The 23,165-nt window shown below is 53.7% G+C and carries 22 protein-coding genes and 3 pseudogenes; 13 read left to right on the top strand and 12 right to left on the bottom strand.

Features of this window, described 5'->3' with window-relative positions; translation table 11 throughout:
- Nucleotides 1-55: 55 nt before the first annotated feature.
- Nucleotides 56-1,135, bottom strand: coding sequence for a saccharopine dehydrogenase family protein (locus AC3WMT_RS15195; RefSeq protein ID WP_103306346.1), 1,080 nt, complete (start codon nt 1,133-1,135; stop codon nt 56-58).
- A gap of 194 nt (nt 1,136-1,329) precedes the next feature.
- On the opposite strand from AC3WMT_RS15195, the gene AC3WMT_RS15190 reads away from it, so the two are divergent.
- Nucleotides 1,330-2,133, top strand: coding sequence for a type 1 glutamine amidotransferase domain-containing protein (locus AC3WMT_RS15190; RefSeq protein ID WP_103306345.1), 804 nt, complete (start codon nt 1,330-1,332; stop codon nt 2,131-2,133).
- Between the two features lie 37 nt (nt 2,134-2,170).
- The gene (locus AC3WMT_RS15185; protein WP_103306344.1) at nt 2,171-3,175 is read left to right on the top strand and encodes an acetoacetate decarboxylase (ADC); all 1,005 of its coding nucleotides are present in this window, start codon (nt 2,171-2,173) and stop codon (nt 3,173-3,175) included.
- A gap of 15 nt (nt 3,176-3,190) precedes the next feature.
- Here AC3WMT_RS15185 and AC3WMT_RS15180 read toward each other — a convergent pair whose 3' ends face one another.
- A complete protein-coding gene (locus tag AC3WMT_RS15180; RefSeq protein ID WP_103306343.1) occupies nt 3,191-3,670 on the bottom strand; it encodes a MerR family transcriptional regulator in 480 nt (159 codons plus the stop codon).
- 222 nt (nt 3,671-3,892) lie between these two features.
- Here AC3WMT_RS15180 and AC3WMT_RS15175 point away from each other — a divergent pair, with 222 nt between their 5' ends.
- Nucleotides 3,893-4,723, top strand: a complete 831-nt coding sequence (locus tag AC3WMT_RS15175; protein WP_103306342.1) for an alpha/beta fold hydrolase — start codon at nt 3,893-3,895, stop codon at nt 4,721-4,723.
- 294 nt (nt 4,724-5,017) lie between these two features.
- Here AC3WMT_RS15175 and AC3WMT_RS15170 read toward each other — a convergent pair whose 3' ends face one another.
- The 5 genes from AC3WMT_RS15170 to AC3WMT_RS15150 form a co-directional block, all read right to left on the bottom strand.
- Nucleotides 5,018-5,386 (bottom strand): hypothetical protein, encoded by a 369-nt coding sequence (locus AC3WMT_RS15170; RefSeq protein ID WP_103306341.1) that lies wholly within the window; start codon nt 5,384-5,386, stop codon nt 5,018-5,020.
- Between the two features lie 367 nt (nt 5,387-5,753).
- A complete protein-coding gene (locus AC3WMT_RS15165; RefSeq protein ID WP_103306340.1) occupies nt 5,754-6,002 on the bottom strand; it encodes a hypothetical protein in 249 nt (82 codons plus the stop codon).
- Nucleotides 5,999-6,244 carry a hypothetical protein gene (locus AC3WMT_RS15160; RefSeq protein ID WP_103306339.1) on the bottom strand — a complete coding sequence of 82 codons (246 nt, stop codon included), beginning with the start codon at nt 6,242-6,244 and terminating at the stop codon, nt 5,999-6,001. Before AC3WMT_RS15160 ends, AC3WMT_RS15165 begins: the two co-directional genes overlap by 4 nt.
- Entirely contained in the window at nt 6,241-6,567 is a 327-nt protein-coding gene (locus tag AC3WMT_RS15155; RefSeq protein WP_103306338.1) for a hypothetical protein, read from the bottom strand. Before AC3WMT_RS15155 ends, AC3WMT_RS15160 begins: the two co-directional genes overlap by 4 nt.
- Before the next feature lie 1,119 nt (nt 6,568-7,686).
- Nucleotides 7,687-7,905 (bottom strand): hypothetical protein, encoded by a 219-nt coding sequence (locus AC3WMT_RS15150; RefSeq protein ID WP_103306336.1) that lies wholly within the window; start codon nt 7,903-7,905, stop codon nt 7,687-7,689.
- Nucleotides 7,906-8,614: 709 nt separating this feature from the next.
- On the opposite strand from AC3WMT_RS15150, the pseudogene AC3WMT_RS15145 reads away from it, so the two are divergent.
- The 6 genes and pseudogenes from AC3WMT_RS15145 to lepB all read left to right on the top strand — a co-directional run.
- Nucleotides 8,615-9,112, top strand: a pseudogene (locus AC3WMT_RS15145) (DNA adenine methylase); the annotation flags it as partial.
- Between the two features lie 304 nt (nt 9,113-9,416).
- Nucleotides 9,417-10,988 carry an AAA family ATPase gene (locus AC3WMT_RS15140; protein WP_103306334.1) on the top strand — a complete coding sequence of 524 codons (1,572 nt, stop codon included), beginning with the start codon at nt 9,417-9,419 and terminating at the stop codon, nt 10,986-10,988.
- Complete coding sequence (locus tag AC3WMT_RS15135; protein WP_103306333.1) at nt 10,985-12,010, top strand: hypothetical protein; 1,026 nt, start codon at nt 10,985-10,987, stop codon at nt 12,008-12,010. Before AC3WMT_RS15140 ends, AC3WMT_RS15135 begins: the two co-directional genes overlap by 4 nt.
- A gap of 1,245 nt (nt 12,011-13,255) precedes the next feature.
- The gene (locus AC3WMT_RS15130) at nt 13,256-13,618 is read left to right on the top strand and encodes a DUF6124 family protein (protein ID WP_103306332.1); all 363 of its coding nucleotides are present in this window, start codon (nt 13,256-13,258) and stop codon (nt 13,616-13,618) included.
- A gap of 147 nt (nt 13,619-13,765) precedes the next feature.
- Entirely contained in the window at nt 13,766-14,173 is a 408-nt protein-coding gene (locus AC3WMT_RS15125; RefSeq protein ID WP_103306331.1) for a hypothetical protein, read from the top strand.
- Between the two features lie 81 nt (nt 14,174-14,254).
- Nucleotides 14,255-15,052, top strand: coding sequence for a signal peptidase I (lepB, locus tag AC3WMT_RS15120; protein WP_103306330.1), 798 nt, complete (start codon nt 14,255-14,257; stop codon nt 15,050-15,052).
- Between the two features lie 44 nt (nt 15,053-15,096).
- Here lepB and AC3WMT_RS15115 read toward each other — a convergent pair whose 3' ends face one another.
- The 3 genes from AC3WMT_RS15115 to AC3WMT_RS15105 all read right to left on the bottom strand — a co-directional run bounded on the left by AC3WMT_RS15115 (nt 15,097) and on the right by AC3WMT_RS15105 (nt 18,796).
- Nucleotides 15,097-16,512, bottom strand: coding sequence for an amino acid permease (locus AC3WMT_RS15115; RefSeq protein WP_103306329.1), 1,416 nt, complete (start codon nt 16,510-16,512; stop codon nt 15,097-15,099).
- A 146-nt stretch (nt 16,513-16,658) separates the two neighbouring features.
- A complete protein-coding gene (ocd, locus tag AC3WMT_RS15110; RefSeq protein WP_103306328.1) occupies nt 16,659-17,711 on the bottom strand; it encodes an ornithine cyclodeaminase in 1,053 nt (350 codons plus the stop codon).
- Between the two features lie 50 nt (nt 17,712-17,761).
- The gene (locus tag AC3WMT_RS15105; protein WP_103306327.1) at nt 17,762-18,796 is read right to left on the bottom strand and encodes a histone deacetylase family protein; all 1,035 of its coding nucleotides are present in this window, start codon (nt 18,794-18,796) and stop codon (nt 17,762-17,764) included.
- Between the two features lie 119 nt (nt 18,797-18,915).
- Here AC3WMT_RS15105 and AC3WMT_RS15100 point away from each other — a divergent pair, with 119 nt between their 5' ends.
- From AC3WMT_RS15100 to AC3WMT_RS15085, 4 genes and pseudogenes are all read left to right on the top strand, one after another.
- Nucleotides 18,916-19,416, top strand: a complete 501-nt coding sequence (locus tag AC3WMT_RS15100; RefSeq protein ID WP_103306326.1) for an Lrp/AsnC family transcriptional regulator — start codon at nt 18,916-18,918, stop codon at nt 19,414-19,416.
- A gap of 318 nt (nt 19,417-19,734) precedes the next feature.
- Nucleotides 19,735-20,904: pseudogene (locus AC3WMT_RS15095) on the top strand (methyl-accepting chemotaxis protein); the annotation flags it as partial.
- The gene (locus AC3WMT_RS15090; RefSeq protein WP_371919336.1) at nt 20,890-21,762 is read left to right on the top strand and encodes a methyl-accepting chemotaxis protein; all 873 of its coding nucleotides are present in this window, start codon (nt 20,890-20,892) and stop codon (nt 21,760-21,762) included. The pseudogene AC3WMT_RS15095 and the gene AC3WMT_RS15090, both read left to right, overlap by 15 nt.
- A 103-nt stretch (nt 21,763-21,865) precedes the next feature.
- Nucleotides 21,866-22,120: pseudogene (locus AC3WMT_RS15085) on the top strand (EAL domain-containing protein); the annotation flags it as partial.
- A 12-nt stretch (nt 22,121-22,132) separates the two neighbouring features.
- On the opposite strand, the gene AC3WMT_RS15080 reads toward AC3WMT_RS15085, so the two are convergent.
- Entirely contained in the window at nt 22,133-22,516 is a 384-nt protein-coding gene (locus AC3WMT_RS15080) for a DUF7079 family protein (protein WP_256583589.1), read from the bottom strand.
- Between the two features lie 3 nt (nt 22,517-22,519).
- Nucleotides 22,520-23,071, bottom strand: coding sequence for a UDP-4-amino-4,6-dideoxy-N-acetyl-beta-L-altrosamine N-acetyltransferase (pseH, locus tag AC3WMT_RS15075; RefSeq protein ID WP_103306324.1), 552 nt, complete (start codon nt 23,069-23,071; stop codon nt 22,520-22,522).
- Between the last annotated feature and the right edge of the window lie 94 nt (nt 23,072-23,165).

Raw genomic sequence — 23,165 nt, 5'->3', positions numbered from 1 at the left:
TATGGGGCCACCTTAAGATTGAAGTAAACTTTAAGGTCAACATCTTTTTTTCGGGTCAGTCGATGTTCATTGCGCCAGATCCTGGCAAGTGCGTCACCAGTTCAGCCCCCAACAACAGAGCGGGCGTGTAAGCCCCGCCAGTCGGGCGCATTTGCAACAGGTAATCAACCACCGCCAATGCAGCGTCGACCGTCAGGCTGTAGACGTTCGCGGTATGCACTCGTGCGGTTTTGCAATCACCACGGGCGTTACGAACCTCGCCCCAAACGTAGGTGCCTTGATCAGCACGTTTTACCTGATCCGGGCCGACAACCGTTTTGCCAATTCGAGCTTTGAGCAGGCGCTGCACGAACGACAAGCCCATCAAAGGACGAATCCAGTTAGCAAATCGGGCGCCGCGGATCATGCCTGCGGAGCCCGGGATGAACACCTCGATGTTAGCGATGCCGGTGGTGTGCCAAGCAGTGGACACGTCGCCCCAGGGAATGGTCATTGCAAGTTTCTCACCGGCACCGAAGTCAATACGACGCACCCGGTAGGCCAGCGGCACTGAGATGATTTTGCCATCACGACGAACTTTGCCCCCCTGCGCCATGCCCTCAATCGAAGTCTTGGCAGTACCGGGCGAAAAACTTGAGCGCGAATCAAAACCCAACGCCAGATGAGTGGCATCCGGCATCGCGTTTTTCAGTGCGGCGGCTACACAGTCCGTAGGCACCACATCGAAACCGACACCTGGGCAAATCACCACGCCCGCCGCACGCGCACGATCATTCAGGGATTGAGCGTGTTCGAACACGGCAATCTCGCCGGTAATGTCCAGATAATGGGCATTAGCACGCAAGCAGGCTTCCATCATCGGCGCGGCTGTTGCTGAAAATGGCCCTGCGCAATGCAGAACCAAGTCATGACCTTTGATCTGAGCAAGTAGCCGTACTTCATCCTCCAAACCAAACACCCGAGCCTCAAGCCCCAACTCACGGGCCAAGGCTTCGACCTTGTCGCGGCTGCGTCCTGCCAGCACAGGTTTAAGCCCACGGCTTACGGCAGCTCGAGCGATCAATTCGCCGGTATAGCCATTGGCGCCGTAAATCATCCATTTCATCTGCGTATCAAGGTTGTCTTGCTGACTCATGCATGGCTCCCGAGTGGATGAGTAACGAGCGTTATTGCCTTGCCCATCCAGACCCAGACGCTAGCGTTAAAGTCAGGTTGAGGGTCAAGTTGAAGTGAGCGGATACCGGTAAAAATTATTTGCAGTAGCGGGGTTGACCTTAAAGTGAGGTTCAAGGTGAGCATGCACTGACCCGCTTGATTGGTGGAACCCGGATGATGCTCAAGACCTTTGTTTCTTATGCGTTGGTACTGATAGGTAGCGCTTTCATGACATTTGCAAATGCTGATACCGCCCCATCCACAATGACAGCCAGAAATCGCCAGATTTTGGTGATTCTGACTAACCACTCCAGCTATCCCTCACGCACCGATACGACGGGGTTGTGGCTGACTGAGCTGACTCATTTCACCGATGTAGTCGAGGCGGCTGGCTACAGCACGGTTTTTGCCAGCCCCAAAGGCGGTGCGGTGCCTCTGGACGAGCGCAGCCTCGGTTGGCTGTACATGGACAAGGCCGCCCGTGAGCATTTGCAGTCTCCTGCCTTTCGTACTCGCCTGCAAAACACCCTGCCGATCGCCAATGTCGATCCGTCCCAGTTCGGCGTCATTTACTTCACCGGGGGCCATGGAGTGATGTGGGACTTCCCCAACAATCCCGATCTGCGACGTGTAACCGAAAGCATTTACAACCAGGGCGGTATCGTCTCGGCCGTCTGCCATGGCGTAGCGGGTCTGTTGGATCTGCAGGACAAACAAGGCCAGTTGATTATCAAGGGCAAGAACATCACCGGCTTCTCTGATCGTGAAGAGCTGCTCTCCGGCATGAAAAGCCAGGTGCCTTTCTTCCTGGAGGACAAGTTAGTAAGCCAGGGGGCGCGGTACCGCAAGGGATGGCTGCCATTCACGTCATTTGCCATCACGGATGGAAGGCTCGTCACCGGCCAAAACCCTCAATCGCCCAAAGCCGTAGCTGAAGCCGTGATGGCAGTGCTCGCTGGCGACAACGTAGCTCGCTGAACTCTCAAGTAGTTCCCACCACCCGGAGAAAGACCGATTGAAACTCGCAAGCGCCGTAGTAACAGGATTGCTGTTCAGCTCAATTGCCAACCATGCGTTGGCGGGGACGCCTGAAATGCCCAGCCCGACTGAAACCAACACAATCGATATCGCGGGCCACGCAGTACCGGTGGTCAAGGGCGGCCTGTACGACCGTTATCGCTCGAATCCTCCTTTATCAGTGATTGCGGCAGAACTGCCGGGAGTTGATTTGAGCTGGTTTAAAGGACTGGAAAAACGAAAAGTCGACATTGGCTTCGAGTCATACTCCCCGAACTTTTACTACGAGAACAGTCGGGTTACGGCGGTCTACACGGCCGACCTGGATGCACTTCGGGCATTGATGCCCCAGGAAGTATTGGCATCCGTACACCCCCTGCAAATCTGGCCAGGTCGCGGTTTGATTGCATTTACCGCGTACACCTATGAGCACTGTGATAATGACGCCTATAACGAAGTGGCGGTGTCGATCATTACCAACAAGCCAGGCAAAGCCAATCTAGGGCCGCTCACGCTGATTGACCAGTCGATTTCTGGCGACTTCTGGGGCTATGTGCTCAAGCTGCCGGTCAATACCGAGCTGGCACGGGTGCGCGGTGTCGTCGGTTACAACCTGCCAAAATGGCTGACCGGTATTGACCGCAAAGCAGATGCCCAATCCGTGGTCTATGACATCACCGACAGCCAGACAGGAAAAGTCGACGTGTCCTTCAAAGCGAAGAAACTCGACAACCTTTCTCGTGATGTCGATATCGTCACCAGCAGCTTCACGAATCTCAATCATCAGGGCCAACTGGCGTACGGATATGCGGTTTCTCGCCAGCTCAGTCACGGCTCCAGCCGCGACGCAGATTCGGTCACCCTCACGCTGGGCGAAGGCAGTCTGTCGAACTACCTCCGCGCCTTGAAGCTGGGGAAAATGATGAAGTACGAATACGTGCCAGAGTTCCAGAGCGCGCTTTATGCCCCCCAACCGCTCACCAGTCTGACTGGACAGCGCTGACACGTTTTACGCCTGTCAGGCCCCGGAAGCCTGGCGGGCTTTTTTCTTAGTGGAAGGCGCTGCCTTACGCCCACCTGAAGCTTTGCCAACCCCTTCTTCCCGCAGGCGATTTATCAGCATCTGCGCATTGTCCTCACACGCCATGTCCTCTGGTTTACCTTCGATGCCCTTGATGACGAGCATAAGCTGCGCTTTATTCTGCGCGAGTCGTTCCTGCAAAACATTGATTTCCTCGACCTTCTGCTTGAGCCCAGTGAGCAACTCTTCATGCCGCCACGCACCGGCGTTCATCGGCATCAGTTGCCGAATCTCCTCTAACGAGAACCCTGCTGCCTGTGCTCCAGTGATGATGTCCAAAACCCACTCGGTATCAGGTGCGTAGTCACGGTAGCCATTAGCTTTGCGCTCGACTGAGCTGATCAAGCCACTGGCCTCATAGAACCGGATACGTGACGGCGCCAGTCCGCTGATTTTCGCCAATTCGCCTATTCTCATACCTCACCCTGAAAAACCTATTGACCTTAAAGTTGACTTTAAACCTAAAGTCATTGGGCGACCAAGCACAACATGGCTTGGTCGGAACGGAATTAAGGGGGAATCCGGGACTAATCCAGTTCCTCCCTGAACTGCCTAATGGAAGGGCTGCACTCTGTTCATTCGAGGCCATGATCGAAGCAGATTCGATGAAGGCCTTCACTTCATTCAGGAGATACGAACATGGGGTATGTCACTACACGCGATGGTGTCGAAATCTTTTACAAAGACTGGGGGCCACGCGATGCCCAGGTCATCTTTTTCCACCACGGTTGGCCACTGAGCGCGGATGATTGGGACGCGCAGATGCTTTTTTTCCTGAGCAACGGCTACCGAGTTGTAGCACATGACCGACGGGGGCACGGGCGTTCCAGTCAGGTCTGGGACGGACATGACATGGATCACTACGCCGACGACGTCGCGGCCGTAGTTGATCACCTGAGCGTACAAGGCGCAGTCCATGTCGGGCACTCCACCGGTGGCGGTGAAGTCATTCACTACATCGCTCGCCATGGCGAAGACCGAGTATCAAAAGCAGCCATCATCAGTGCAGTGCCACCGTTGATGGTTCAGACGCCAACCAATCCTGGCGGGCTGCCGAAGTCAGTGTTCGACGACTTGCAGGCACAACTGAAAGCCAACCGGGCACAGTTTTACCACGACGTTCCTGCAGGGCCTTTCTACGGCTATAACCGCCCGGGTGCAAAGACCTCCGAGGGCATTGTCTTGAACTGGTGGCGACAAGGCATGATGGGATGTGCACAGGCACACTATGACGGGATCGTGGCCTTTTCTCAGACCGACTTCACCGAAGACTTGAAGAGCATCAAGATCCCCGTCCTGGTAATGCATGGTGATGATGACCAGATCGTGCCTTATGAAAATGCAGGGGTTTTGTCGGCCAAACTTCTGCAAAACAGTACGTTGAAAATCTACCCGGGCTTCCCTCATGGAATGCCGACAACCAACGCCGAGACGATTAACGCAGATCTGCTGGCGTTTGTGCGGAGCTAAAAAATGGGGCGGGTAAATCCCGCCCTTTTCCGCTTGCGACACCCAGATCGGATTTTGAATTAGCAAAGCGCATAAGAAATGCGTTAACTGACTGTCCGCTTTTGTCCGGTAGCGACCGCTTGCCAACGTCCGCTTATGGCCGAAAGGCTCCGGTCACGAGTGGCCACTTCTGGCCGATTGCTGCCTATGCTGAGGGCCGTCAAACGGCCATTTTCAGCCGGTCACGACCGGCGGAAAACGACCCATTGCAGTCATCTGAGCAGCATTGATCGACAGCAATGCCACCTGCCCGTCCTAAAATCGTGATGGCAGCTTATTTCCGGCCTTGATGTCCGAAAAGACCTCATCCGGATCTGCCTGACACAAATATCTGAACAGTAGGCGAGGCCCGATATTTCCGAAATGTTGATCCATGATGCTCTCGGGGGGCACGGTCAATTTTGGTTCTGGCCATTGCTGGGCAAAAACACCTAATGGTTTGCCAGATGAATAAACAACCCAAGTCGCCTTGCCACCACTGATACGAGGTAGGTAGTCCATATCTTGTATCACTTCAATTAAGGTGCGCAGCGTTGCTGATGGATCGAGTGTGATCGACATTGCATGGCTTTCCAGATCATCCCCTGCATGAACGCTATCTCGATCAATGGGAACTACAAACATGACTGCTCCTTTTTAGTGGTGTGCTGTCACCAGATCGATCAGCGTAGAGACCTCCGCGGCTACCTGTCTACAGTCCGCTTTTGGCCGAAAGCGGACCTTGTTAGGAGGCGAGGTGCCGGGAGATTGCTAGACGCGATTTAGGGCAAATTGAGGGCAGATCAGAGGCCGTAATGGGCCGCAAAGGACCAGCTCGCTGAGCTTGGTAGCCTGTATTTTACGTCCTGAAGCGGTCTCTAGTGATTCAAGGAGGGGTTCGAATCCCTATCCAGAAGGTCAGTGGCCACAGTTGATCGAGAAGGGTGATCAATCAACGCATACGGACCGGACCTGGTCCGCATGCTGCAAATGGACCTGAAGCTGCCACCGGTTACAGCACTACACTGAATCCTTTAATACCCACGCTGTCAGCAAAGCGCCCCACGGCCGTCAAGCTGGCCCAGCTGCGCAGCGGCTCACGTCGCGAACGTACCGGCACCCAGCGTGCGCCGCTGCCGCCCAGGCGAATGGACAGGCCCCAGTCGGGGCCACCGTTGATCCTGGCCACCAGGCATTCGCGCACCGCGTGTTGCTCGACCAGGGCGCGCAACACCTCTTCGTGAATGCCCTCGCCGATCACTGTTCGTGCTCCTGACGCCGCGCCGTGGCAGCCGCTTCGAAAATCTTGTACAGCCCTTCGACACTGGTCGCGTTCAATACCTTGACCGTCTCCAGACCAAGGACAAAACCTTCGGCGCGATCACTGGCGCGAAACAGATCGTCCGCCGTGTGCGCCAGCTCAATTTGGTGCAGCAGTTTCAGGGTTTGAACCTCGACTGCGTTCGGCAGGTTCAGCGCGTTCAGCGCCTCGAGCTGGCTCATTCCCATTTCCATCCTTTGAGGTTCGGTGGCGGTTCGGGGGGCAATTCGTGCGGCTCGACGTTAATCAGCAGCCAGCCACCGCCGGGTTCGTTGCGGCCGTCGACGATCGGCCCTTGCAGCACCAACCCATCGGGCAGGATCACCTGAAGGGCATTGGCTTGTTTGGGTCCGTGCAGATAAAGGTCAAATTCAACACGAAAACGTTGCGCATCGACGTCGAGCACCCGCACGTGCAATTCGTACCTGGTCAACTTATGTGGCGGCTGTCCCTGGTAAAGGGCCAGCACGGCGATGGTCGCCAGCCCTTCATAAGCATAAGACATGCACGGTGTTCCCGTTCGGTAAAGTGGCGGTCAGTGTTTCCAGACCATCAGGCCATGGTAGACCAGACCCGGGGGGACTGGTTTCCATCCGGCGCGAAAAAGGCCCCCACACCGGGGTCGGGTGTGGGGGCCGATTGAACATAGGCTGGAATTATCAAACATTAAAATGCTGCTACCGACCAGCGATGAAGCGTTCATTTTGCTCACCCGATAAGTGGCCGTTTTCCAGGGTTGACGCTCATTACTGTGCGTATTAAAAAATGTTTACGCGTGGCACTCGTAGCAATTCAAACAAGAAGGAGGCCGTCGACATGATGCGTAGAGGTTCGAGATATTGGCTCTGGGCGGATTGTGAGCTGCATTGCCGATCACACGATGAGGTATTGAGTGACGGCACCATTATTGATGTTCAGACCCGAGTTTCTAGAAAGGGAAGAACGCAGCTGTTCTTAGGTGTCTATAGCAAGAATGGGCTCCCTTTATTTGAAGAAGCCCATGACGAGTTACCCAACGACACGATGACAACGGCACTCGCATGGGGCGTCGGTCGTGCGCGTGCGAAGGCAGCCGGAAACCTTGTGCAAACGACTTCATCCAGCGAAAGCACGCCGGCAACTTCCAGCAATCAGCGAACATCTGCTGCTTAAATCACCTGCATTGGTCCCAGCCCTGTACCCGGTGCGCCCCTCGGTGCAGGCTGGATCAACTCCAATGCCCCCCCGAAACTGCAAGATGGTAGCTTGTAAAGCTTTTGCGTTTTCGACCAATTGGTTCCCGCCAATGTCACCCACCAGATTTGGGTCTTCTTCCCCAAGCCTCAGAAATGCAGCTCCACCACACACGGGCGTTTTTTGCTGTGGCAGTTGCTCCAAAGCAGATGCTGTTAAGTGGCTAGGATATTGCTGTTAGGTTTTTTGAAATATCAAAGAGTGAAAGAAAAGGAGACAACCCTTTGTGGAAACATCCTCTGCTTCTTAGCATCGCGTTGGGAATGGGGATTCTAATATTCGGATGGGCATTAAGCGTTTTAGCTTTACATTGGACGATGATGTAAGCGGCCCTGTTGAATTGAGATGTCCCGTCTGTCGCTCGCCGATTGCAGCATGTCAAAGCGAGTCTCTAAAACTGACGGAGTCGCGTAATCGCATCCGTGATCGCTTTCGCGTTTGTATCCAAGGTTTTCATAGCCTCGACCGCGTTTTCTGCAACCGGCTGTACACCACTCTCTGAAAGCCATTTCGTAACCTCCTCTATCGCCGCCCCCAGCGCATGCTGGTTGTGCAGAAGCAATGTCAGAGCATCAGCAGTGGCGATGTTGGAATCTGAGTCAGATGGCATGGAAGTCGTCCTTAGAGTTCGGTTCGCAAAAGCCTAGCTCATCGTATCCCTGGCGAAGGTTAGTCAACAACTGAGCGGCCTCTATTTGCGCACCAAAATAGCGCACCAGTCCCATCTCAGTCCCATATGGCCTTTTTTCAGACGCCAAAAACCACAAACCCCCGACTTTCTCTAGGAAAATCAGGGGTTTGCGTTTACTGAATGTGGCGGTGAAGGAGAGATTCGAACCCTCATTTCGTATGGGGCCATTACGAACTGAGCCGAACGGCGCGGAGCTCGCTGACCATCTCGACATCCTCATACCCGTGTTTTTGACAGTATCAGCAGTGTCCAGATTGGAGCCTAAAATGCTTGCTTAAAAATTGCTACGGAGAAGATCGGACAAAGCGAAATCTCCAAGTAAACGAATATCGCTGGTACGCAACTGGTACAAGCTTTTTTTTGATGCGCCTTTGGCCTTTATTTAAAGGGGCGGGCGAAACAATGCGTCCGATCCATCATCGGGGCGACGGAGAAGCGGCGGGAGAGTGGGGCGGGATGTAGAGGCATTGAGAGAATCTGGATCAGAGGGGCGAAGGTGGGAGAGTTTATCAGGATTGGGATAGGACGGAGGTTTACGAGTCGGCACTATGTGCTTTGGCTTGCGGATGAGGCCAGACGAATCGACTGAATATTGTGGTCTGGCCCCTATTTGTGCCTATTTGCCGCCGACATCCAGCGCGCAGCTCGTTTCTTTACCTGCAGCACCACGCCTTTGCCGGTAAGGTCTCGGGTCAGACGTTCGGCACGGCGACCACTGCCCCGGCCATCAACCTGCTGCGCATCGAGGAAAACCTCTCGGCCGCGTGGCAGCGGCTGTCCGCCACCTACGTTGAAAATCTCCCCTGGCTGGCCTGCGCTGAACGTTACGACCGCGCCCATACCTTCCACTACATGGATCCGCCGACTGGCAGACCGCAGGTTATGGGGTGGACTTTCCGTTTGAGAGTTACGAATGGATGCCGACTTCATGCGCCGCTGCATAGGCAAAGTGATGGTCAGCATCAATGACCATCCGGACATCCGTCATGTTTTCGAGGGCTTCCACTTCGAGACACTGGTCATCCGTTATTCCAATTTGAACCAGCGGCAAGGCAAAGCTGAGGTGAGCGGCGAGTTATTGATCATAAACTGGACGCCAGAATCGTTGGGAGGTTTGTTTCGATGATGAACAAAAGCGGCAGGACCAGCCTGCCGGTGTCTGGTCATCCAGTGAAGGCAGGTTTGTTGCCGCGCCTCAGAAAAAAGGTCCCAAACCGGGGCTCGGTGTGAGGGCCAATTCAACATAAACGGCGTTACTCGCAGTGGCGTTTGTCCAATACAGTAGATCCCACTCTGGCTCGATTCCGATCTTCACGGCAGCAATGCATCAAGGATAGAGATGGCGTTTCGCTATTCCGCCGTTGTCGTCTTGAGTGTATTCTCCCGACCATCGTTCGTTCCGCTGGGTGGGCAGGAGACTAGGGAGCTTTATGAAGGGACTTAAGTCAGTACGAGTTCGTAATTTAAGAAGTTTTGGCAATAATAATAGTTTCATACCATTAAAAAAATTAAATATACTTGTTGGAAAGAATAGTTGTGGGAAAAGTACCTTTCTTAGAGCTTTTCCTCTTCTAAGGCAGTCAGTTCAAGCGGACACTCGAAATCCAATTCTTTGGTATGGTAGTTTTGTAGACTTTGGGGATAATAATACAGCTATAAACTCTAGTGCGAAAGAGGTTATGTTTGACTTTGATCTGGATGTCCCTGTTATGGAGGGAGCCGACATAATAGATCGAATTCTTGGTGGTTTTTCTGATGCTGGATGTGATAAAGAAAATACATTTCCAGTGGTTTTGACGTTAGGTATCGGGCGCGGTGTCGGAGCGGATGTTCATAGTCGAGTCAAGCTAGTAATAGAAGGCGTGACTGTTGAGGTTGTCTATAAAGAGTCGGCGGTAACAAAGTTTGCGTTAAGGTATGAGGATTTCGTAATCGAAGAATTCAGTGGTTATGCTGTTGCCAGTAAAGGCAAGTTGATACCTACTGATTTTTCAGGAAGCAATTCTAGAAAAAAGAACAAAAATCCTTACTTGGGGGGAGATAGAGTAAGATCTAGCTTTCGAGAATCTCTAGCTGATTTTATTCTCTCTCTGCATCACCCTAACAAAAAACGCGAAACAGCATTGACTGCATTAAATGAGCTGGCGTTCAAGCCAAAATCCCAAATGGGTGATAGCTTAATCAAGCTTTTCCCAGAGGATAAGATTTTCAATGATAGCATGCAAAAAGCAAGAGATGAGATTTCTGGGATATCTTTTGCCTACATGGTGGGGGCGCATCTTCATAAGATATTAGAGTCTATAGATAAAGTGTTGAGTGATTTCTACTCTAGTGTGCGTTATTTAGGTCCTGTAAGAGCATCTGCTGAGCGATTTTATCGATATCAGGATCTTCAAGTGGCGGAGGTCGACCATACGGGCTCCAATCTGCCTATGGTGCTGAATTCTCTCAATGCTAGAGATAGGGATAAGCTGAATGTGTGGATAAGCGACAGTTTCGGTTTTGAGCTAAAACTGGCAAACACGGGTTCTCACTATGCTCTGTCTATTCGTGAGCAAGGCAGTTCAGAATTTCATAACGTGAGCGACATGGGTTTCGGTTATTCACAGCTGTTACCAATTATTGTTTCTATATGGCTTGAAAATAACGCAAAAAATAGATTTCCTTTTGAAAGAGGCTTGTCTAGCAAAAAACAATTGGTGTTGGCGATTGAGCAGCCGGAATTGCATTTGCATCCTCAACTTCAGCATATGTTTGGTCGGGCGATTGCAAAGATCGCAAAACTGCAGAATGAATCAAACTTCTGTTTTGTCTTAGAGACTCACAGTAAACATATTATTGATGCAATAGGCGAGTGTATCGAAGAGGATGAGCTAAGTAATGAGGATGTGAGTGTCACTCTCTTTGAGAAAAATGGTGATGGTTACACTGAGACCAGTCTCTCAAGTTATGATGACAATGGTTACTTGATAGATTGGCCTGCAGGGTTCTTGTCGCCATGATTATTGTTATTAACGATGTGCCGGGTATGGCAGCTGACCCTGCTAAAAGTAAAGCGTTTAATAATATATTGATGGCGTTTGGCGAGGGGAAACATGTATTGTGGATGCCTTCAAAAAAAATAACAGAGATTATAGAATCTGGAGTAGTTGTTGGTCATAACTTGCAAGTTCTGTATGAGCTAAAAGAACGTTCCCGCTTGACTAGATCCATTATAGATAATTTTGATTTTTTTGTTGATGTGGATTTTTCGAGTCCGCATTCATCGGGTTTTGTTGCCCCGAATCGTTTATCGGTAAGTTTCTCTCATTTTGTTAATAGTGCGTCCGTGCAATTTCCCATATTTTTGGCGGAGAACTTGTCTGATATAGATTTTTATCTTTTTGGTAGCAGGGCGCATCTTCGCGATGCTAAACTTTTATCGTCATATGATGTAAGGTTTAGGCATGTTTCGGGAGGGGGGAATACAACTATTAATTCTTTTGTGTACCATCTCTCGCAAAATGAACTAGTACTATGTATCTTGGATAGCGACAAAAATCACCCGGCAGCTGGTTTGCAAAATACTGCTGCCCGTTTCTCTGCTTACCCATTAGGTTGGGGTTCAAACTACTGGCTTCATATTTTGGATTGCACCGAGGCAGAAAATCTTGTTCCTTGGCGGATTGTCGAGACAGTGTTGTCCGAAACTCCTGGTTTTAATTGTGAAAAATTTAGAGCTCTTTCTCCGGAACTTAGACGCTTCGTTGATCACAAAAAAGGATTGACCCTTTCCGATGCTTTAGCTACTGATGCTTTACACGGAAGTGTGTTCTGGGGTGCTTTTTTTTCTGAAGAGGCGGATCCTCAATCCTGGATCTTTGAACCGCTTGGAAATCGCTTCTTGGAAAAATGTATTGAGCAAATGCGAGAGATAAGTGTACACAAGTTGGCTGAAATGATTGACGAACGCGATGAATTATACATGAATATAAGCAGAATGGTTGCATCTTGGGGAATAGGGCCTAAAAGTGCGATCAGATAAACTAGTTCCGAAATTAGCCGCCATTTAGTAGCTTTAAAATTTCTCCAATCTTCCAGTAGACTTTCTTTGCCATTCTTTTAATGGCAAAGCAGTCTGCTCGCGGGAATCTAGGAAAGTATCATTCAATACAGCGACTAATTAGTTCCAGTTGTATCGGTTGCTCAGTCGATCTAGATTTTGCGTAGACACGCGATTTTCAGTCCAACACAAGGCTCCAATCGCGCTGAAAAATGGTTGTACAAAGCCTCGGCCGATAGCAGTTCATCATTAGAGTTTATTTGGCCTCGCTTGGCATGCCTCGGGAAATCCGAAAAATCGCATCCGGAAGGCCGTTGATTAGCCGGTACTCAACCCCTTGAGCTTGGCCAAGCCCTGCTTGATGTGGCCCGAATTTTCGCTAATGGCTTCCAAATCCCCCGAATATGTTCTCCCGTCTTCGCTGAACCATGCTGTTCAACTTGAAGCGTCAGCTCCATTTCAGCCGCCTCCAGCGCTAACTGGGTGTGGTACATCCTCTATAGCACATCCGACAGCGAATAATCACCTGGCATGGGGTTGACTACTTTCGAGGAACTCCAAGCATAGTACCGGTAGTGTCCCTTACAAGCGGTACCTGCGGCTTGCTTAGAAATTGCTACAAAACGATGAGCTTTTGAAGGATAAGGGCGCTGGTGGAGTGCTACGCCAACCCATCATCGGAGAGACGGACAGCGCTTGAAAAATGGAACGTAGTGCTCTCGGTGCTCTCAGTGCTGTTGGCAGTACTTGGATCGATCAGCGTGCCCGTAAAGCCTTTTTAAACGGAAAAAACGTGTCTATTTAAATAAGAGAAAAGGGGGGACGGATCTATTTACTAATTTTTCAAATTACCTATATAAGTCTTTCAATAACTCTGCGTTTGTTTAAAAACGTATCGGCGTCACCATCCATGCCCTACAACACCTTGCGCCTCCCCCTACACCTAAGACAGAATCCCCCGGCTTGTGCCTCTAGCCCGCAGGTTCTATCGTCCCTACCGTCACTGAAAACCAGTGATCGGGTTTGGTAGCCCGTCTCCGTCAGAAGCACAAGACTACTGTCTTGCGACGACGTTTCTCGTCTTCGTTTTATGGTGGTCATGCGCGGGGCGTCTTCGGATGCGCCGGGGTTCCTGACGACCGGTCTACCAACCTGCGTATGGCCTCCACCCTTCGTTTGGTAGCGAGAGTGATGGCTCCTATTCGTTAATCCGTCAGGAGTTACACCATGTTCAAACCAACACCGAATCCGCCGGAAACCGATCCGGCATCCCCGTACCAATCCCCAAATTCCAAAAAACTCCACGAAGCCGCCGAGCGCGCGCTCGATCACTACCTCCTTCCCGCCGGCCACATCATGGCCAGCGTCAACGAGCCCGAGCGCATGTACCTCGCCAATCCGAAGTACGACTCGGAATCCCTATTGGCCAACGCCAGTGAAACACTCAGTTCCGCCTCGGAAATGCTCAACAACTTCGCCGCAGTACTCGACCCTTCGCATCGCAAAACCGCGCTGGGCATTGCGCAGGTGGTGATGCTGGGTGAGTTGGCGGTGAATCAGGCGTTGGATAACGTTGAGGTGAAGGCGTAAATCAGCTTCCTTTGTGGCGAACGGCTCAGCCGTTGCCACGGAGGGGCTGTTGGCGCTGAGTAAAGCCGCCGGGAGGAGGGCGGGCAAATGGACAGGGTGATGGCCATTTAGTAGCATGTCGCGCCTTTACTCAGGAGTCGCCGCATCATGGAAGCTACATCGTCGCAAGCTTGGTACAACACGCGTCCCGCCGTTGTCTTTATGGCCGTTTTTTATTGCTTTGTCGTATTGATTCAGGCCGGCCTGTGGGTGGCTCATGACGGGTTTCAGCAAGCGCGGGAAGGGGATATTTCGTTTCTGATGCTGCTGAATATTTGTGTAGTGGCGTTGTTGATGTTTGTCGGCGGCTTATTGCTGCTGGCGAGAAAGAAGATCAGTTCTCTGTGCTTTAGTCTCGCGTTGATTCTGGGGATTGCCTTCTCTCTGTCGCAAATGAACAGCGGTTCGGTTGTGCATCTGCTTACCCTGCCAATGTTCAAAGAATATGCACTGGTGTTTGGTATCTGGGTGTACAGCCTGCAATTGCGTACGACGGGTTATTTTTCCGCTCGATGAGGCCATTCGTATTGCCCGTAGTGCCCTAGTGGCTGAATAGGCCGGGCGCTTGAGTGTCAGCTATTTACGTGAAGAGAATTTATGTCTGCTCCTGATAAGCCGAAGCTGCCGCTGCAAGCATTCGTGATGTCGTGCCTGGTGGCAGGCTGGGGTCTGGTGTATGCCGGTCAGGTGAAGTGGGCGGTGCGTGTTGCCGCTTTGCTTTATCTGGGGGTGATTTTACTCGGTGTCTGCGGGGTGCCTGCCACGCCAGTAGGCCTTTATGTCTTCGCTACGTTTATTGTCCTGGTGAAACTCGGCTCGGCCACGGCAGCAGCGATATCTGTGCGCAAAAACGATAGTCCAGTGGCGAGTCCAAGTACCCGTTTCCATGTGCTTTACGTGGTGGCGCTGGTCATTCTCACGCTGGTTCTTTTGGGGCCATTGCGAGGCCCGACGCTGGGGTTCAAGACTTACTTCATCCCCTCCGGCTCAATGGTTCCGACCCTTTCGATCGGTGACTATATCGTCACCAAAATGCGCATCGACGCGCCGCAGGTGGGCGACATTGTGACTTATCGCTACAACGGCTCGGAGGCGGTCAAACGTGTGGCAGCTGTGGGTGGCGATACCTTGTCGATTGTTGACGGTAAGGTCATTCGCAACGGTGAAAACATGGGGCTGTTCTTTGCACCGCCAGAGCGCGTAAAGGATCCTCGTTATCTGCAAACGCCGCAGACGGTAGTCGAGAAAGATCATGTTTATCTGCTCGGTGATAACCGCGATGTCAGTAACGACAGCCGCTTCATGGGCCGGGTCGCAGTCGAAGACATTACTGGCAAAGTCACCGGAATCTGGTTTTCATCCGATCGTTCGAGGATTGGCACAGTCTTTCACTAAGAAAAAAAACCGTCACTTTCAGGTGACGGCTTTCGCCTGCAGATTCAGCCAAACTGACTCGCCGACTCAACCGCAGATTTCGGCTTCCTCAACCGCGTCAACTGGTAAGCAATCGCCAACCAGACAAACCACCCCGGCATGACCATCAGCGCAATCCGCGTGTCAGGCCGCAACGCCAGCAATCCCAGCACGAACCCCAAAAACGCCAACGAAAACCAAGCCATCGGCACACCGCCCGGCATTTTGTAAGCCGACTTCGCATGCAAATCCGGACGTTTTTTCCGATAGGCGATGTACGACGCAAGAATGGTCGACCAAGTGAAAATCACCAGAATCGCCGACACGGTGGAGACGATGGTGAACGCGGTCATGACTTCCGGCACGATAAACAGCACCAATATACCCACCAGCATCAACAGCGTGGTGAATGCCAGGCTCAGCAGCGGCACGCTGTTGCTCGACAGTCGGCGGAATATACCCGGAGCGTTGTCCTGATTGGCCAGCCCGAACAGCATGCGGCTCGATGAGAACACGCCGCTGTTGGCCGATGATGCCGCTGAGGTCAGGACCACGAAGTTGACGATGCCGGCCGCTGCGGGAAACCCGGCGACGAGGAACAGTTCGACGAAGGGGCTCTTGACGGGGGAGACCTGTTGCCACGAGGTCACGGCAATAATGCAGGTCAGCGCCAGCACGTAGAACAGGATGATCCGCAGCGGAATGGAGTTGATTGCTTTGGGCAGGGTTTTCTCCGGCGATCGGGTTTCAGCGGCGGCGGTGCCGATCAGCTCGGTGCCGGCGAAGGAGAAAATCGCCATTTGAAATCCGGCGAAGAAACCGAACAAGCCGTTAGGGAACGCAGCCTGTTTGTCCACCAGGTGACTCAGGGACGCGGTGACGCCACTTGGCGAGACGAAGGAGCTGGCGATCAGCACGGTGCTGACGCCGATCAGGGTCACGACGGCAATGATCTTGATGATCGCGAACCAGAATTCCACCTCACCGAACAGTCTGACCGTCAGCACGTTTAGCGCGAACAGGGTTGCCAGCATGCCGACGGCGGGTATCCACGCCGGTACGTCGGGGAACCAGTACTGGAAGAATCCACCGACCACGACGGCGTCGCCGATCACCGCCACGCTCCAGCTCAGCCAGTACGACCAGCCGAGGAAGAACGCCGCGCGCGGGCCGAGGTAGGCACCGGCGAAGTCGGCGAAGGTTTTGAAGTTGAGGTTGGACAGGAGCATTTCGCCCATGGAGCGCATGACGAAAAACACGAACAGTCCGATGATCATGTAGATGAGGATGATCGACGTCCCGGAGAGGGCGATGATCTTCCCGGAGCCCATGAACAGGCCGGTCCCGATGGCGCCGCCCATGGCCATTAATTGGATGTGACGATTGCTCAGCGTGCGCTGCAGCGCGGGCTGTTCAAGCAGCCCGGAAGGGTTCGATTTCATTGCAAAACCTCTTGATTTTATGTTTTTGAGTTTTGGCAGAAAGTAGGTGTCGAGGGTTCTTGTTAGAGAGGCAGCGGCTAATCAAAACGATGCCTGGAGGGTCAATGGCCCCCTCGCCAAATGGCTTTGGGGGCGGTCATTACCGATCAGCTGACGGTGCGCAGACGCGAGGTTTTGGCAGGTTGTGGATCGAGCAGTTGGAAAAGGTTTTTGATGTTGGCCGGCGTCGGCACCAGGTGGATGCGTTGGCCGATTTGCTGCGCCTGAGCCAGGTCGTTGAGGTAGCGCAGTGATGAAAAATCTTCCAGGGCAAAACCCACCGAATCGAACACCGTCACCTGCGTATCGTTTTCGCGTCCGGCCACTTCGCCCTGCACAATCCGGAAGAATTCGATCACCGGGGAATCGGCTTCCAGTTGCTGAATGTCGCCTTCAATGCGGGTTTGCGGCTCGAACTCGATGATGACCCGGGCGTTGCGCAGGATGTCGGCGTGCAGTTCGGTTTTGCCCGGACAGTCACCGCCGACCGCGTTGATGTGCATGCCGGGCTCGATCATTTCGGGCGTCAGAATGGTTGCGTAGGCTTTGTCGGCGGTGACCGTGGTGACGATGTCCGCACCCTTGACCGCGTCCTTCACGGAGCTGGCCAGAATGACCTCGATGTCCGGGAACGCCGCGAGGTTGTGCTTCAGTTTGAGTGACGCATCTCGATCAATATCGAAGATGCGGATTTCGCTGATGCCCAACATTTCATGAAAGGCCAGTGCCTGAAACTCACTTTGCGCACCATTGCCGATCAGGGCCATCGAAGTCGCACCCGGACGAGCCAGCGATTGCGCGACCAACGCGGAGGTTGCGGCGGTGCGCACGGCGGTGGTCAGGGTCAGTTCGCTGAGCAGGGTGGGGTAGCCGCTCTGCACCTCCGCCAGAAGACCGAAGGCCATGACCGTGAGCAAATTCTGCTGGCCGTTGTTCGGGTGGCCATTGACGTATTTGAACGAGTACTGCTGGCCGTCGTCGGTGGGCATCAATTCGATCACGCCGTCTGCCGAGTGATTGGCCGTGCGCGGCGATTTATCAAACTGCGCCCAGCGTGCGTAGTCCGCTTCGATGTAGCCGGCCATTTCGCGGAGGGCGCGGCGGATACCGACTTGGGTGAACAGGCGTGCAGCATCATCGACATCTATAAAAAGCGTCATGTTTTTGTTCTCCGATCCAGACATTGAAAGGCTGTAGAGCGCGGGCTGGCTCAGCTGCGTTTGCTCTCGAAACCATGCAGCACGTTGACCGCATTGATGCCGATTTCATCGACCATGTAGCCGCCCTCCATGACGAACAGGGTCGGGCAGCCGACGCTGGCGATCAGTTCACCGATGCCGATGAAATCCTCGCTTTCCAGCAGGAAGTGGCTGATGGGGTCGTCCTTGAACGTGTCGACACCGAGGGAAATCACCAGCATCTCAGGCGCGAACTGCTGGAGTTTTTTGCAGGCGTGGAGCAGGGCGTTGCGGTAACTCTCCCAAGTGGTGTTTTTCGGCAGGGGATAGTTGAGGTTGTAACCTTCGCCGACACCCGCGCCGACTTCGTGGCTGTACCCGGAGAAATACGGGTAGGACACGGCCGGTTCGCCGTGCAGCGACACGAACATGACGTCGCTGCGCTGGTAAAAGATGTTTTGCGTGCCGTTGCCGTGATGGAAGTCGACGTCCAGCACCGCGACACGTTTGGCGCCTTGGGTGATGGCTTGTTGCGCGGCAATGGCGGCGTTGTTGAGGTAGCAATAACCGCCCATGTATTCGCGCGCGGCGTGATGACCGGGCGGGCGGCACAGGGCGAAGGCGCTGTCGTGGCCTTCATCAAGCAGGGCCAGGCCAGTGAGGGCGATATCGGCGCTGGTTTTCACCGCTTGCCAGGTCGTCGCGGTGATCGGCGAACCGGCGTCCATGGCATAGAAACCGAGCTTGCCGTCGATGAATGTTGGCACGTCCTCGTTGGCCAGATCGCGCACCGGCCAGACCAGTGGCAAGGCGTCGTGAGTGCGACCGGTTGCGCACCATTCGCTCCAGGCAGTTTCCAGAAAACTGACGTAGCGCTCGCTGTGCGCGTTGACGTAGCACGAGCGATCAAACGCGCGCGGTTCGACGATCTGGCCAAGGCCGACCTGTTTGACGCGGTTGTGCACGGTGTCGGCGCGACTCGGTTGTTCGAACGAGGGCTTGAGCACGCCGTCTTTCAATTCGGTGCCGTGGTGCAAACGGTGGGAATCACTGAAAACTGTAAACATTCTGCGCATCCGTTAATGTGAGCCAGTGCAAATATTCTGTTCCGGCCGGGCTGCGCTTTCTTTGCTTTGTGTTCGTGATTCAGTCGATTATTCGGGCGTTTTTACTCAGGAATGGCGTCATGCAGAAAAAAATATCCAAACGCATCAGCCTCGACGAGACCGACCTGGCGATTCTTGAGTTATTGCAGGAGGACGCCAGTATTTCCAACGCTGAACTCAGTGAGCGGCTTTCGCTGAGCCTTACGCCGTGCTGGCGGCGGCGCAAGCGCATGGAGGAGGCCGGGGTCATCAAGGGCTATCAGGCCAATCTGGATCGGCGAATGCTCGGGCTGGATATCATGGCGTTCGTGCACATTCGTTTTTCCACCCACGCCGATCACGCGCCTGACGCCTTCGAGGCAGTGATTGCGCAATTGCCGCAGGTGGTGGCCTGTCACAAGATCACTGGCGATGCCGATTATGTGTTGCAGGTATTGGCGGAGGATCTTGATAGCTACAGCGACTTTATCGAGCAGGTGCTCCGGCGTCAGGTGGGGATTGCTTCCATTCAGTCCAGCCTGGCATTGCGCGAGGTCAAGACCGGTAGTCGTATCGCGATTCCCAAGCCGGCAAAGGATTGAGTCGCCAGGCTTTTGAATCCGCATTTTCAGCTGCGTTTTGCGCCAGTAGCGATGTGCCATAAATCGTGATGGCAATGCGTCATCACGCTGCTCAAAAAGTTCAACGGTTATACAAAAATATAAAGTTGTACAAGTTTTCGTAAAATTTATAGCATCCCTCCAGACACCTTTGCTGAATCGATAAATCCCGCGTGCAGACGCCGTTTGCGACGTGATGGATTTGTCTGCCGATGCTCGCGTCGGATTTTTCTTCGACGCATCAACAGCATCGCTTTTTGCATTTCCGGGACAGCTGGAGCGTCCCGTATTACGCCTTGGATGACGACCCCCGAATGTCTGGACGGTGACTGTGGTTACCGGAGATCAATTTTTTGTGCCTGGCGTTTCACGTCAGGGCGTTTGAGGCTGAATATGGCAGTAGCATCGAATTTTCTGGGTGACATCAAAGTTTCCCGCAAGCTGGGAACCGGTTTCGGCATTCTTTTGCTGGCGGTTTTGGCGGTTGCCTTTATTGGCTATAACAGCAACAGCGTGCTGGTTGATCGCTTGAGTACGACGCGCCTTATCGGCAAGTTGAATGACGCTACGCAAGATATGCGTTTGTCCGAGAAACAGTACGAAGCCGCCGCTGACGCCGCATTCGCTGAATCCTATAACGCTCAGTTGAATGTCTTGGAGGGCCTTGTGAGCAAGGCGCTGGACACCTTGACCCGCGCTGAGAACCAGCAAGCCTTGAAGGCTTTGCAAACCACGATTGTTGCTTACGACCAGAAGGTCAAGCGGCTGATTGCTGCCGATCAGTCGACCACGGATGCCCTGAAACCGCTGACTGCACTGTCGGACAAGTACGCGCAAACTTTTGCCGGCATGCTTGAAGGCGCCACGACCAGTGCGCTGGCGTCTGCCGATGGCGAGCGCGTTCGGGAGCTGCGCACGGTGGCCGACTTGCGCAATGGCATGACCCTGTTTCGCCTGATGCTGCGTCGTTACATTGCGGTGCCCAACGACGTGAACAAAAACCTGCTGATGGAGACCATCGATACCTTCTTGAGTGATATCACCAAGGCGCGTACCAGCCTGCCGACGGCCCTGTCGAGCCAACTGGAAGAAGCGTACGCCGGCATGCGGCGTTATCGCGAAGTATTGGTGCAAGTGGCCGGGCTGTTTGAGCAGAAGCAGAACATGCGCGAGCAGGTCGACCAGGAAAGCAAGGCCATGGACAAGATCATGAATGGCCTGATGGACACCCAGCAGCGTCTGGCGCTTGAAGATCAGCACTCAGCCTTTATTCAGATCGCCGTATTGACCGTGTTGGCGCTGGTGATCGGACTGATTGCTTCGGTGGTCATTTCGCGGCAGATCACTGCGCCGCTGGCGCTGACAGTTGAACTGGCTCGACGTATTGCCAAAGGCGACCTGACGGTACAGGCCAAGTCTGCGCGCAAGGATGAGTTGGGCGATCTGCAAAATGCGATGCAGGACATGGCGCAGAACCTCAATACGCTGGTGCAAGGTATCGGCCATGGCGTGACACATATTTCCACCTCTGCGGAAAAGCTCTCGGCCATGAGCGAACAGACCAGCGCGGGTGTGCGTCAGCAAAAAAGCGAAGTGGATCAAGTCGCCACAGCGATGCATGAAATGGCTTCGACCGTGCAGGAAGTTGCGCGTAACACGACTGACGCGTCCGCTGCCGCGACCTTGGCTGATCAACAGGCGCGCCACGGCAGTACGGTGGTGAAACAGGCGACGGTGCAGATCAGTGAGCTCGCTGTGGCCATTGAAGAGTTAGGCGGCGCGATGAACGTGCTGTCGCAGGACAGTGAGCAGATCGGCAAAGTGATCGATGTGATCAAAGCCGTCGCGGAGCAGACCAATTTGCTCGCGTTGAACGCCGCTATCGAAGCGGCGCGGGCCGGTGAGCAGGGGCGTGGTTTTGCCGTGGTGGCAGACGAAGTGCGTTCGCTGGCTCAGCGCACGCAAGACTCGACCAAGGAAATCGAAGCGCTGATCGTCACCCTGCAACAACGCACGCAAGCAGCCTCTACGCTGATGACCTCGAGCCGCGAGCGCACCCTCGATACGGTGGTGTTGGCGCAGAAAGCCGAATTGGCAATTACCGAGATCAACCAGTCCATCGGTACGATCCAGGAAATGAGCCTGCAGATCTCTGCCGCAGCCGAGCAGCAAAGCGCCGTGGCCGACGAAATCAATCGCAGCATCGTCAGTGTGCGTGATGTGGCCGACCAGTCGGCTGTCGCCAGCGAAGAAAGTGCGGCAGCGACGATTGAGTTGGCGTCGCTGGGGCAGGACTTGCAACGCATGACCGCGCATTTCCGCACCTGATTAGCGGATGAGCCCGCGGCGCCAGCGCCGTTGGGCTTTAGCCGTAACAGCAGTTTCTTTATTGATAACCAAGGAAGGTTGCTATCCCGTTATCGGGGGTGTCATGACCTATTTTGCAAAATCATTCTCCGCTCCCGAGGCGTGTCAGGGCTGTAAAAACAAAGGCGTGCCGGATATGGATTTCGCCTTCGCCTTTCAGCCTATTGTGGACTTGCGCGATCAAACGACCTTTGCCCATGAAGCGCTGGTTCGCGGCGTGAATGGCGAAGGCGCAATGTCTGTTCTCGAGCGGATCGACGATCAAAACTGTTATCGATTCGATCAACTGTGTCGTGTGCGGGCTATTTCATCGGCTGCGAGTTAGGGGGGCTCAGCTCAAATGTTTAAGGTGCGCCGAAAGCTCTTTCCACGCATCCCCATAGTTAAACCGCAACCAAGCGGTGTGCAGTCTGTGAAGCTGCCGCCGCATCCAGCTGTTTTTCTTCGCCAGCAGCATGTCCTCGATGTCCTGATTCAACTCATCGGCTTTGAATCCTGTCCAGATCGGCGGCAGTGGGCCGGCGATGTTCCAAGCGCAGACGACGGCGACTTCTGAGTAGAGAATGTCTTTGATCTGTTCCGGGTCGTAGCCTTCCACTTGTCTGGCGATGTAGGGGTAATCCACGGCGGTGTCGACAAAGATCCAGGACAAGGCGTCGCGGATTTTGTAGAGCTCGGCTGGGCTCAGTTCGCGTCGCAAATTCGGGCGGTCCATGCGCTAAACGTTATTAAGACGTTCGATAACAGGGGCCAGCGCCGGGCGCTTGTTCTGCCATTCAGCTTTGGTAATCCCCAACAAAACTACGTCAATCCGAACGCCTTCCTTGACCACGTTCTGCCGCCGAACACCTTCCACTTCAAACCCGAATTTCTGATGCATCTTCACCACCGCCGAATTCACTGCCAGCACTTCGCAATTCAGCTTCTCCAACCCCGCCACATCAAACGCATAATCGAGCATCCAGAACTCGACCAAACTGCCCAGCCCCTTACCCTGCAACCCAACGTCCAGATAAAACGCCCAGTCCGCCGTTTTATGCAGTTCGTTGATCGCGTTCAACGAAACAACCCCAACTGCTTGTTCATCCTTGATCACCACAAACACTTGTTGCCGTGGATTGCCCTGTAAAGAAGTCAGCCAGTTCGCATGTTCCTGTTCGGTGATTTCATGGGAGGTGTACATGAACTTGCGCACGTCTTCCTGATTGCGAAGTGTGCGCACATGGGCCTGGATGGCAGGGCTGGCGTCGGTGAGGGGGAGGAATTGCATGGGGATGTCCTTGTCTGGCGGTCTGGCGATTCTGAACCGGCGCTGTCGATCAGGAAAGTTTCATGTTGCGGTGTGTGGGGCAGGCCTAGGATGT

The sequence above is a fragment of the Pseudomonas sp. FW305-7 genome (genome assembly GCF_058786735.1).
The sequence above is the reverse complement of the archived record's forward strand: the minus strand, read 5'-3'. Positions and strand labels throughout refer to the sequence as shown.